General features: G+C 64.6%; 13 protein-coding genes and 1 riboswitch. Of the genes, 5 read left to right on the plus strand and 8 right to left on the minus strand.

The window, feature by feature from the left end; all coding sequences use genetic code 11:
• Positions 1–16: 16 nt before the first annotated feature.
• Both OC446_RS21945 and OC446_RS21950 read left to right on the plus strand, forming a co-directional pair.
• A complete protein-coding gene (locus OC446_RS21945; protein ID WP_262031154.1) occupies positions 17–499 on the plus strand; it encodes an ATP F0F1 synthase subunit B in 483 nt (160 codons plus the stop codon).
• A 67-nt stretch (positions 500–566) separates the two neighbouring features.
• The gene (locus tag OC446_RS21950; RefSeq protein ID WP_262031155.1) at positions 567–1205 is read left to right on the plus strand and encodes an HAD family hydrolase; all 639 of its coding nucleotides are present in this window, start codon (positions 567–569) and stop codon (positions 1203–1205) included.
• A 15-nt stretch (positions 1206–1220) separates the two neighbouring features.
• Here OC446_RS21950 and OC446_RS21955 read toward each other — a convergent pair whose 3' ends face one another.
• From OC446_RS21955 to gcvT, 6 genes are all read right to left on the minus strand, one after another.
• Positions 1221–1895, minus strand: coding sequence for a hypothetical protein (locus tag OC446_RS21955; RefSeq protein WP_262031141.1), 675 nt, complete (start codon positions 1893–1895; stop codon positions 1221–1223).
• Between the two features lie 76 nt (positions 1896–1971).
• Entirely contained in the window at positions 1972–3543 is a 1572-nt protein-coding gene (gene gcvPB, locus OC446_RS21960; RefSeq protein WP_262031142.1) for an aminomethyl-transferring glycine dehydrogenase subunit GcvPB, read from the minus strand.
• Positions 3543–4883 (minus strand): aminomethyl-transferring glycine dehydrogenase subunit GcvPA, encoded by a 1341-nt coding sequence (gene gcvPA / locus OC446_RS21965; protein WP_262031143.1) that lies wholly within the window; start codon positions 4881–4883, stop codon positions 3543–3545. The genes gcvPB and gcvPA overlap by 1 nt, the downstream gene beginning before the upstream one ends.
• Positions 4884–4902: 19 nt before the next feature.
• Positions 4903–5379 carry an OsmC family protein gene (locus OC446_RS21970; protein ID WP_262031144.1) on the minus strand — a complete coding sequence of 159 codons (477 nt, stop codon included), beginning with the start codon at positions 5377–5379 and terminating at the stop codon, positions 4903–4905.
• Positions 5380–5396: 17 nt separating this feature from the next.
• Positions 5397–5771 carry a glycine cleavage system protein GcvH gene (gene gcvH / locus OC446_RS21975; RefSeq protein ID WP_262031145.1) on the minus strand — a complete coding sequence of 125 codons (375 nt, stop codon included), beginning with the start codon at positions 5769–5771 and terminating at the stop codon, positions 5397–5399.
• Between the two features lie 21 nt (positions 5772–5792).
• Positions 5793–6941: a glycine cleavage system aminomethyltransferase GcvT gene (gcvT, locus tag OC446_RS21980; protein WP_262031146.1), complete on the minus strand. Its 1149-nt coding sequence runs from the start codon at positions 6939–6941 to the stop codon at positions 5793–5795.
• A gap of 159 nt (positions 6942–7100) precedes the next feature.
• Positions 7101–7191: riboswitch (glycine riboswitch) on the minus strand.
• Between the two features lie 171 nt (positions 7192–7362).
• Here gcvT and OC446_RS21985 point away from each other — a divergent pair.
• Entirely contained in the window at positions 7363–8667 is a 1305-nt protein-coding gene (locus tag OC446_RS21985; protein WP_262031147.1) for a hemolysin family protein, read from the plus strand.
• Between the two features lie 12 nt (positions 8668–8679).
• On the opposite strand, the gene OC446_RS21990 is transcribed toward OC446_RS21985, so the two are convergent.
• Positions 8680–9267: a hypothetical protein gene (locus OC446_RS21990; RefSeq protein WP_262031148.1), complete on the minus strand. Its 588-nt coding sequence runs from the start codon at positions 9265–9267 to the stop codon at positions 8680–8682.
• Between the two features lie 28 nt (positions 9268–9295).
• Positions 9296–9808, minus strand: coding sequence for an invasion associated locus B family protein (locus tag OC446_RS21995; RefSeq protein ID WP_262031149.1), 513 nt, complete (start codon positions 9806–9808; stop codon positions 9296–9298).
• Positions 9809–10121: 313 nt separating this feature from the next.
• Here OC446_RS21995 and coxB point away from each other — a divergent pair, with 313 nt between their 5' ends.
• A complete protein-coding gene (gene coxB / locus OC446_RS22000) occupies positions 10122–10976 on the plus strand; it encodes a cytochrome c oxidase subunit II (RefSeq protein ID WP_262031150.1) in 855 nt (284 codons plus the stop codon).
• Between the two features lie 28 nt (positions 10977–11004).
• Positions 11005–11692: cbb3-type cytochrome c oxidase subunit I (locus OC446_RS22005; protein WP_262031151.1), on the plus strand; the 688-nt coding region annotated here is incomplete at its 3' end.

Below are 11692 nucleotides of genomic sequence, written 5' to 3' on the forward strand. Positions count from 1 at the left end.
TCGGGAGGTCCCCATGTTGCACAGCGCTGAATTCTGGGTTGCGGTCGCCTTCGTCATCTTCTGGGGCATCCTGTTCTACAAGGGCGTTCCGGGTAAGGTGCTCAACCAGCTCGATTCCCGCGGCAAGCGCATTGCCGACGAGCTGGCCGAGGCCAAGCGCCTACGCCAGGATGCCGAACGGCTCCTGAAGGAATACGAGGCCAAGCGCGCAGCCGCCGAGCGCGAAGCCGCCGACATCGTCTCCAGCGCCCGCGACGAGGCCGAGCGCCTCGCCCGCGAAGCGCAGGAGAAGATGACCGACTTCGTGAAGCGCCGCACGGCCACCGCCGAGGCGAAGATCGCGCAGGCCGAGGCCCAGGCCTCCGCCGAAGTCCGCGCGGCCGCCGTCGACGCCGCCATCAAGGCGTCCGAGCGCGTCCTGCGCGACGAGATCACCGGCGCCACCGCCGCCTCGCTCATGACGGCGAGCCTCAACGACGTGCGGACGAAGCTGCAGTAAAGGCCTCGTACCGGACGAACCCCTTCAAGGCCGCCCTCCGAGGCGGCCTTTTTGCTTGGAGACCATGATGCTGCTGATCTTCGATTGCGACGGCGTGCTGGTCGATTCGGAGCCCCTGAGCTGCCGGATCGACGCGGAGGTTCTGACCGAATGCGGCGTGCCCTACACGCCCGAAGCCGTGGCCCGCGAGTTCACCGGCGTCAGCATCAAGGATCAGATCGCCCGGATCGAATCCGAGCGCGGCATCCGTCTCCCCGAGGATTTCACGGAGCGCCTCAACAGGACCCTGTTCGCGCGTTTCGAGACGGACCTGAAGCCGATCGAGGGCGTACGCGACGCCATCCTATCCCTCCCGTTCCCGCGCTGCGTCGCCTCGTCATCCATCCCGGAACGAATCGCCCTGTCGCTGCGCGTCACGGGCCTCGCCGACCTGTTCGACGACGTCTTCAGCTCGACCCAGGTCGCACGCGGCAAACCGGCCCCGGATCTGTTTCTCCATGCGGCTCAGCGCATGAGCGCTCGTCCGGACGATTGCACGGTAATCGAGGATTCCATGGCTGGCGTTCAGGCGGCAATAGCCGCCGGGATGCGCGTGATCGGATTCACCGGCGGCGGCCATTGCGGTCCCGACCATGGGGAGAAGCTTCGGCGGATGGGGGCTCTAATCGTTATCGAGAAGATGGCGGATTTGCCAAAAGCGCTGTGATGGTCAGCCGTCCTATCAGCCCGATTGCCTCCGGAATCTGCTCACTAGACTGAAGGGCCAGGAAAGCCGAGAGACTTTTTCAATACGGATGGCTGGTTCACCAGTCATGTAGAAGTCGGAATCGAAGGGAAAGGCCGAAAACTCGCCAAGGTACTGCCTCAGCAGAATGGGAGTGAAACGATCCCGAATATTCTTCAGTTTATATTGTTCCAGGTTCTCGAAGGCAAAGGGCTCCCCTGCTTGTGGGAAGATCCAGGAACCACCATCATCCATGGCAGCAATGCTGCGCTTCGGCCAAGTGTCGCTTTCGTATATATCCAAGATCGTTGCAGGGTAGTGGAAAGTCGGCAGGCTTGATGTTTCGACCACTCGCATGGTGAAGGCTGGCATCAACTTCGCCAGCATGCAGACAGGCGTATTATCCGTTCCCTGAAAGCCATTCTCAAAAAGAACGCTCCACCCATTGCGGCATGGAAAAAAGAGATGCCGATTTGCGCTCGGGTTGATCGGGAGCAAGTTTTCAAGAGCAGGATCAAGATCGGAAGATATTGTCTCGACCTTCAGGCACTTCCCGTACTTCCTGGCCAGAGGCTTCTGCCATTTGATGTAAGCATCAGCAGCTTCTTGAGGTGAGGCCTTAATTAAACCGAACGACGACTTAAGGATGGCTATTCCCTCGTCGTTTTGCATTTGGACTGTCCCTATCCGAAAGAAAATTGCCTCCCCTTATAAGGGGAGGCAGCTATAAGGGGAGGCAGCCGCCGTTTTATTCTGCAGCCTCTGCCACCGGCTCCGGCGGCGTCCACTTGAGGATCGGGCTGCGCGCGGCGCGGGTTTCATCCAGACGACGACGCGGGGCATGATACGGCGCACCCGTGAAGCGCTCCTTGTCGCCGTTCTTCGCCGACATCGCGAGATCGCGCAGCGTCGCGATGAAGAGGTCGAGGGACGACTTCGATTCGGACTCGGTCGGCTCGATCAGCATCGCGCCATGCACCACCAGCGGGAAGTACATGGTCATCGGGTGGTAGCCCTCGTCGATCATGGCCTTGGCTACGTCCAGCGTGGTCACGCCCGTATCCTTGAGCCACGCATCGTCGAACAGCACCTCGTGCATGCACGGCTTGTTGCCGAAGGGCAGCGAGAGGAGGTCCGACAGGCCGGCCCGGATGTAGTTGGCGTTGAGTACGGCGTCTTCCGAAGCCTGCTTCATGCCGTCGGCCCCATGCGAGAGCATGTAGGACATGGCGCGCACGTACATGCCCATCTGGCCATGGAACGCGGTCATGCGGCCGAACGGCTTTTCGGCGGCATCGCTTTCCTGCTCCACCAGTTCGAAACCGCCATCCTTGCCGGCGCGCACGAACGGCACCGGCGCGAAGGGTGCGAGGCGCGCGGAGAGCACCACCGGGCCGGAGCCCGGCCCACCGCCGCCGTGAGGCGTCGAGAAGGTCTTGTGCAGGTTGATGTGCATGGCGTCGACGCCGAGATCGCCCGGCTTCGCCTTGCCCACGATGGCGTTGAAGTTCGCGCCGTCGCAGTAGAAATAGGCGCCCGCATCGTGGATCGCCTTGGCGATCTCGGCCACCTGGGGCTCGAAGAGGCCGCAGGTGTTGGGGTTCGTGAGCATGATCGCCGCCACGTCGGGGCCGAGCAGCTTCTTCACGTCCTCCACATGCACGGAGCCGTCCTCGCGCGCCGGCACCGCCTTCACCTTGAAGCCGATGAGAGCGGCGGTGGCCGGGTTGGTCCCGTGGGCCGAATCGGGCACGAGCACCACGTTGCGGGTCGCCCCCTCGCCCTTCGCCTCGATGGCGGCCTTGATCGCCATCATGCCGCAGAGCTCGCCATGGGCGCCCGCCTTCGGCGACAGCGCGACGGCCGTCATGTTGGTGAGCGTGACCAGATAGCGCCCGAGCTCGTTCATGAGTTCCAGCGCCCCCTGCACGGTCGAGACCGGCTGCAGCGGATGCACGTCGGAGAAGCCCGGCAGGCGAGCCATGCGCTCGTTCAGGCGCGCATTGTGCTTCATCGTGCAGGAGCCGAGCGGGAAAAGTCCCGTGTCGATGCCGTAGTTCTGCTGGCTGAGGCGCACGTAGTGGCGCATGGTCTCGGGTTCGGAGAGACCCGGCAGGCCGATGGGCTCCTTGCGCTCCAGGCCGCCGAGGCGCGGCTGGAATTCCTCCGGCTCATCGAAATCGACGCCGGTCGTATCGTGGCGACCGATCTCGAAAAGCAGCGGCTCGATCTGGGCCAGCGCCTTGTTGCCGGTGAAGGTCGGATGCGCATTGGTGCCGGCTTCTCCGGCGGAAGAGGGACGTCCCTGGCGGTTCAACATCACAGAACCTCCTTCAAGGCGGCGCAGAGGGCCGCGCGGTCATCATCGGTGTTCACTTCGGTCGAAGCGACGAGCAGCAGGTTGTCGAGTCCGGCGCCCGGCATGAGGCGCGACACGGGCACGCCCGCAAGCACGCCCTTCTCGGCAAGACGCTCGACGGTTTCAGCCGCCGGCTTGGCGAGCTTCACGGTGAATTCGTTGAAGAAGGTCTGGTTGAGAACCTCGACGCCCTTCACCTGGCTGAGCTGGTCCGCCAGCTTCACGGCATTCGCATGATTGATGCGGGCAAGGCGCGAAAGCCCCTTCTCGCCGAGCAACGTCATGTGAATGGTGAAGGCAAGCGAGCAAAGTCCTGAATTCGTGCAGATATTCGATGTCGCCTTGTCGCGGCGGATATGCTGCTCGCGGGTCGAGAGCGTCAGCACGAAGCCACGGTTGCCGTCCGCATCCACCGTCTCGCCGCAGAGGCGGCCCGGCATCTGGCGGATGTATTTCGACTGCGTGGCGAAGAGGCCCACATAGGGTCCGCCGAAGTTCAGCGCGTTGCCGATGGACTGGCCTTCGCCGACGACGATGTCGGCTCCCATGCTTCCGGGAGACTTCAGCAGGCCGAGCGACACCACTTCGGTGAACACGGCGATCAGCAGAGCGCCGTGCTGGTGCGCCTTGTCGGCGATGGGCTTCAGGTCGCGCACATTGCCGAACACGTCCGGCGACTGCACGACGACGCAGGAGGTCGTATCGTCGATCTGCGAGAGGATATCCTCGGTGCCGTTCACATCCGGCGCCAGGATGACGGTCTCGTCGCTCGCCATGTCGGAGAGCGTCTTCACCACATCCGCGTAGTGCGGATGCAGGCCGCCCGAGAGCACCGCCTTGCGGCGCTTGGTGACGCGGTGCGCCATGAGCACGGCCTCGCCCGTTCCGGTGGAGCCGTCATACATGGAGGCATTCGCCACATCCATTCCGGTGAGCGCCGCGACCTGCGTCTGGAACTCGAAGAGATATTGCAGCGTGCCCTGCGCGATCTCCGGCTGATACGGCGTGTAGCTCGTCAGGAACTCGGAGCGCTGGATCAGGTGATCGACGGTCGCCGGCACATGGTGCTTGTAGGCGCCCGCGCCCACGAAGAACGGCACGGACGAGGCGGAGATGTTCTTCGCCGACATGCGGGAGAGGATGCGCTCCACCTCCAGCTCGCCCTTGCGGCGCGGCAGATCCACCGGCTCCTTGAGGAGCAGGTTCTTCGGCACGTCGGCGAAGAGCTCATCGACGTGGTTGACGCCGATCCGGGCGAGCATCTCGCCGCGGTCGGTGTCGGACAAAGGCAAATAGCGCATCGGCAAAAACCTTGAAGCGTTAGTGCGAGGGGATGCCCGCCACCACGATCTCCGTGAGCACGGAGTTGGCGATGAAGCATTCCTTGTGGGCGAGGTGGTGCATGTCGGCGATCTGCTCCGGCGTCGGAACCTTGTCGCCCGAGAATTCGATGGTCGGATCCAGGGTGACCTTGGACACGAAGAGCTTGCCGTTCTCGTTCTTGGTCATGATCCCGAGCGCTTCATCCTCGTAACGGTCGACGACGAAGCGCTTCTTGGCGGCGATCGACAGGAAGGTCAGCATGTGGCAGCTGGAAATCGCTGCCACGAACGCTTCCTCCGGGTCGACGGCGTCCTCCCGGGAGAGGGGCAAAGGCACGACGGACGGCGATGCGGAGCCCGGCACTTCGATGCCGCCATCGAAGCTCCAGCTATGGCCCCGGCTGTAGCGGTTGTCGGAGAAGATCTCGTCCCCTCCCCGCGTCCAGCGGATCGTTGCCCTGTATTCGTGCGCCATTGCCCTGCCGCTCGACTTTAAGAAATCGACTTCACGAATTCCTGGTACTGCTCTTCGGTCATGAGGCCGTCGAGCTCGCTCTGGTTCGTGAGGCGGATCTTCATGAACCAGCCGCGGCCGGCTGGATCCTCGTTCACGGTGCCGGGAGAGGCTTCGAGATCGCTGTTGACCTCGACGACTTCGCCGGAAACGGGCGCATAGACTTCGCTCGCGGCCTTCACGCTCTCGACGACGGCGGCTTCATCGCCCTTCGACAGGCTCTTGCCGACGCTCGGCAGCTCCACGAAGACGACGTCGCCGAGCTGGCTCTGCGCATAATCGGAGATGCCGACGATGCCGGCATCGCCCTCGATGCGGATGTATTCGTGATCCTTGGTGTAGCGCGTGGTCATGGTGATTTCCCTCTTTGAGTGTCAGCGCTTGTAGCGATGGGGGGCGAACGGCATGGCCGCGACCTTGGCCGGCAGCGGCTTGCCGCGAACGATGAGATGAAGATCCGTGCCGACAGCCGACACGTCCTTGGCGACGTAGCCCATGGCGACCGGGCCGTTGACCGTGGGGCCGAAGCCGCCTGAGGTCACGATGCCGACCTCGCGGCCGTCCGGCGTGGTGATGACGGTGCCCTCGCGGGCCGGAGCGCGGCCCTCGGGCTTGATGCCGACGCGCACGCGGGCGGCGCCGTCCTTGATCTCGCGCTGGACGCGCTCGGCGCCGGGGAAGCCCCCCTCCTCGCGGCGGCGCTTCTGGATCGACCAGATCAGGCCGGCTTCGATGGGCGAGGTGTTTGGATCGATGTCATGACCGTAGAGGCACAGGCCCGCCTCGAGGCGGAGCGAATCGCGCGCGCCGAGGCCGATGGCCTTCACTTCGGGATCCGAAAGCAGCTTGTTCCAGAGCGCGGGCGCATCCTTGCCCTGGCAGGAGATCTCGAAGCCGTCCTCGCCCGTGTAGCCGGAGCGGGAGACATGGCACCAGATGCCGTCGATCTGCACGTCGGCGGACATCATGAAAGCGAGGCCGGCGGCCTCGGGCGACAGCTTGGCCAGCACGGCCTCGGCGGACGGCCCCTGGAGTGCCATGAGGCCCAAATCGTCCTTGCGCCGCAACGCGACGCCCTGCGGCAGGCGAGCCTCGATATGAGCGTAGTCCTGCTCCTTCATCGAGGCGTTCACCACCAGGTAGAGCCAGCCTTCGTGGCCGGGCGCGCCGACGCGGGTGACCATCAGGTCGTCGAGGATGCCTCCATCCTCCGCCAGCAGCTGCGAATAGCGCTGCTGGTTCGGCTTGAGGTTGAGCACGTCGGCGGGGATCAGCGCCTCGATCGCCCGGGCGGCGGTCTCGTGGCTCTTGTCCTCGGCGACGAGGAAGGCCTGTCCCATATGCGAGACGTCGAACAGGCCCGCATGCTCGCGGGTCCAGTTGTGCTCGGTCAGGATGCCGGTGGGATACTGCACCGGCATGTCGTAGCCGGCGAAGGGCACCATGCGGGCGCCAAGGGCCACATGCTGGGCATGAAGCGGGGTCTGCAGGAGCGGCTCGTCGCTATGCGCTGGCTCGGCCATGGGGTTTCCTCAAAGGTGCGCGTTCCATCGAGCCTTGCGGCCCGTTGCTGTGCGCCCCCTCTGTCCCGAGACCTGAGAGATTTCCCGCGCCGCTTGCGCGGCGGGTTACGCCCGTCGGTGGGCGACGCTTGTTCGGGCGTCGCCGCTTTCCAGAGTGCCAGCTCCCGCGCGGTCCTTTGGCCTGAGCGTTTCCGGGGCGGTTGCGCCTTCGGCGCCGGACCTGGGGTCCGGTCTCTTCCGCGGGGATCATCGGCTGGGTTTAGCTCTGAAGAGGAAATGCGATCCTGTCAACAAAGCAGGCCGCCACATCGAATATCTCCCTGCCTTAATTGACGGCAGGGCATCGACACTCCATCTTAGGGGCCATCTGTCACAGAAGGGGAGAAGCGCGGCCTGGTCCGGTCAGCAGCTCCACGCATCGTTGCTCGAACTGATCATCGCTCTTGCTCTCGTCGCCCTCAACGGCGTCTTTGCTCTTTCCGAACTCGCCATCGTTTCCGCCCGCCGCGCCCGCCTCAAGGCCATGGCCGAGCAGGGCCGCTCGGGAGCCAACACGGCCCTGACCCTCATGGAGGATTCGGGCCGCTTCCTGTCCACGGTCCAGATCGGCATCACCCTCGTGGGCATCCTGGCCGGCGCCTTCTCGGGCGCCGCGCTCGGCGACCGGCTGACCCAGATCTTCCTGGCCCAGGGCATGCCCGAAGGGGTGGCCCAGCCCCTGGGCTACGGCCTCGTGATCGGCATCATCACCTATCTCTCGATCGTTATCGGCGAACTGGTGCCCAAGCAGCTGGCCCTGCGCCATCCGGAGGGCATCGCCTGCACCATGGCGCCGATGATGCTGGTGGTCTCGAAAGTCGCGGCCCCGGCCGTCTGGCTCCTGAACGCGTCGACCAGCCTGATCTTCCGCCTCCTGGGGGCGAAGTCCGACGATTCATCGACGGTCACGGAAGAGGAAATCAAGATGCTCGTCGGCGAGGCCGAGAGCGCTGGCGTAATCGAAGAGGAGGAGCGCCGGATGATCTCGGGCGTGCTGCGCCTCGGAGACCGGACCGTGCGCGGCCTCATGACTCCGCGTACGGACGTGGACTGGATCGACCTGGACGACGACGAGGCGACGATCCGCGCCCTGCTGATCGAGACCCCGCATTCCCGCCTGCCCGTCAGCGAGGGCACTCCGGACAACGTGATCGGCGTCGTCCAGTCCCGTGAGCTTCTCGCGACCATGCTGTCGGGCCAGCCCCTCGACATCCGGGGCCATGTCCAGCCGGCTCCCGTCATCCCGGACACGCTCTATGCCCTCGACGCGCTGGCTACCTTACGCGATGCGGAGGTGCCGATGGCGATCGTCCATGACGAATACGGGCATTTCGAAGGGGTCGTGACCCCGGCCGATGCCCTGGAAGCCATTGTTGGCGCCTTCCGGTCCGACGGCGAGGCGCCGGAACCCGACGCCATCCGGCGCGAGGACGGCTCCTGGCTGCTGGCCGGCTCCATGCCGGTCGACGAGATGGCCGAGGTCCTGGGCGTCACCCTGCCCGAAACCCGCAGCTATCACACGGTCGGCGGTCTGGTGATCAGCGAGCTGCAGCACCTGCCCGCTACGGGCGAGCACGTGGACACCCTGGGCTGGCGCTTCGAGGTGATCGACCTGGACGAGCGCCGGATCGACAAGGTCCTGGCCGCGCCGCTCAACCAGAGAGCGGGCGCGGCCGCTCTCTACTGAGTTTTGTAGAGCTTAACCTCGGCGCCGCCGCCCAGCAGCGGCGCGGCCGCCACCCAGGCCGACCTCGATCTCGAAGCTGTTGGCGTAGGAGGGCGGCACCACGATGCCTTCCTCGATCACCGACACGGTCGTCTGGGTCTGGCCGGCCGGAATGGCGGCCGCCACACGGCGGGACCGGTCGGCGAAGATGGTCGAGCCGTCCTTCACGACGATATGGACCGGCACGTCGTAACGGCCGGCGGATCCGCCGACGCCCAGGAGCGCCCGCGCCTCGATGCCGACCTTGACCAGGGTCGAGCCGTCCGGCTGCCCAACGCATTCACGGGCGATCTCGCCCAGGGTTACCTGGCTGCGGACCGCACCTTCCTCGCCGCCACCGCGGACCTGGAGGGACGAGCCGCCGTCCACCACGTCGATGGTCGGGCAGTACACGTCCCGGATCTCGGCCGATTGGGCCGGCGCCTGCCTGGTTCCCGCCGTCAGGAGCATGTCGCCCACGCCGAAGCCGCCCCCTCCTCCCGACGGGCCGCAGCCCGTCAGGGCCGTCAGGCCGAGTACCGCAAGCGTCCAGCCGGCCTTCCGGCTCAATCCATCCTTCATGATCGCCCCCACCTTCTATGATCTCGTGTTACGGAAGGGCGTCGAACCCGGCCGCAAATCCGTTCAGGGATACGGGAATGCCGATCCCTTCCTCGGGCGTCTGGAACACGATGAAGGTGGCCGCCTGGCCGGTCTTCATCTGGTTGACCAGATTGTCCTCCATCACGACCTCGGCCACGCAGCCGGTGGCCAGGCAGCGCACGAATCCGGCGCGTCCGATATCCGTCTGGTCGATCTTGAGGCCCAGGCCCGACGGCAACAGAATACCAAGAGGCGCGACCACGCGCAGGAGGCGGCTTTTGCCGTCGGCGGTTTTCAACACAATAATGACGAGCGTGACGTTAGGGCGATCCTCGGCGACGACGTTCTGCACGAGGGCGCATTGCTCGGCCGTGGCGCCCGCCGGTGTCTCGCAGCGCATCTGCCACTCGCCGAAGGTGTTCTTGACCATGCCCTGAGCGCCGGCGCCACTGGCCCCGAACAGGGCCGACAGCCCCAGGATTGCCGCCGCACCATGGCGAGCCCATCGCGATGCGCCCATCGGTTTCTCCATTCATTAACCCTGCTGAAGGGTCGCGGCCTGCCGCCGCTTCAGGTCCATCTTTGGCCCGTTGGGACCATGGCAGAGGGCGCGATGTCAAGCGAGAGAGGTCGTTTGAGGGGCTGAAATGACTTTTGGCGGTTATGACGCACAGTTTGGAACGCTTCTACCGTTGCGCTTGAGCGCGTCCTGTGATCTTTGACGCAGATCAAAGGTGATGGCGCAAGCCGGGCGCCGCTTTCCGCACGCCCGCGCCCTCCCCGATGCTTTCATGGCCCTGGGCCATCACATCTTTAGGAGCTTAGGAACGCCGATGCGGATCGAGACTGGACGTCGATCGGTGACCGCCCTCTCCACGGCAGCGGTCGCACTTGTGTTGGGCATAAGTGAGGCGTGGGCCGCCGCCGGCCGGCCTTCCCCATGGGAAATGGGCATGCAGGAGATGGTGACCGAGTTGGGACACAGCGTGTCCAACTTTCACACCTACCTGGTTTGGCTGATCACCGCGATCTGCCTGTTCGTGCTGGCCCTGCTCCTTGTGATCGTTGCCCGGTTCAACGAGAGCAAGAACCCGGTTCCTTCAAGGACTACCCACCACACCCTCCTCGAGGTGGCATGGACCATCGTTCCGGTCCTGATCCTCGTTGCAATCGCCATTCCGTCCTTCCGCCTCCTGCGCCAGCAGCTCGTTCCGCCGCAGGCCGATCTCGTGGTCAAGGCGACGGGCTATTCCTGGTACTGGGGCTATGAGTACCCGGCCGACCAGGGCGGCTTCAAATTCGATTCGAACATGATCACCGAGGCCAAGGACCGTAAGCCCGACCAGCCCCGTCTGCTCGGCGCCGACAACGCCATGGTCGTGCCGGTGGGCAAGGTCGTGAAGGTTCAGACCACCTCCGCGGACGTGATCCACTCCTTCGCCCTGCCGTCCTTCTACATCAAGGTGGATGCTATCCCGGGCCGCTTGAACGAGACCTGGTTCAAGGCCGAGAAGGAAGGCGTGTATTACGGCCAGTGCTCGGAGCTCTGCGGCAACGGCCACCCCTACATGCCGATCGAAATCCGCGTCGTGAGCGAGCAGCAATTTGCCGCTTGGCTCGTCGAGGCGAAGCAGAAGTATGCTTCGACCGAGGGCGACGCTCCGCTCAAGTTCGCGACCGCTCAGTAATTGTAAGAAGGACCACAGAGGTCTCATCATGGCACATGCAGCTGATGCCGCTCACGCGGATCACCACGATCACCTTCCGAGCTTCTGGCGCCGGTGGTTCTATTCCACGAACCACAAGGATATCGGCACGCTCTACCTCATCTTCGGCTTCACGGCCGGCATCGTCGGCGGCCTTTTGTCCATCGGCATGCGCCTGGAGCTCCAGGAGCCGGGTCTCCAGTATTTCTCCAATCCGCAGGCCTTCAACGTCTTCGTGACCGGCCACGGCCTCATCATGGTGTTCTTCATGGTGATGCCCACGCTGATCGGCGGCTTCGGCAACTGGTTCATCCCGATCATGATCGGCGCGCCGGACATGGCGTTCCCGCGGATGAACAACATCTCGTACTGGCTCACCGTCTCCGCCTTCTGCCTGATGCTCTGCTCTCTCTTCGTCGAAGGCGCGCCGGGCTCGCTGGGCTTCGGCGGCGGCTGGACCGTGTACCCGCCGCTCTCGACCGTCGGCCATCCCGGCCCGGCGCTCGACTTCGGCATCCTGGCCCTGCACCTTGCCGGTGCGGCCTCGATCCTGGGTGCGATCAACTTCATCACCACGATCCTCAACATGCGCGCCCCGGGCATGACGCTGCACAAGATGCCGCTCTTCGCCTGGTCCATGCTTGTGACCGCGTTCCTGCTGCTCCTGTCGCTGCCGGTACTCGCGGGCGCAATCACGA

Source organism: Microvirga sp. Mcv34, assembly GCF_024519725.1.
Lineage (GTDB): Bacteria > Pseudomonadota > Alphaproteobacteria > Rhizobiales > Beijerinckiaceae > Microvirga.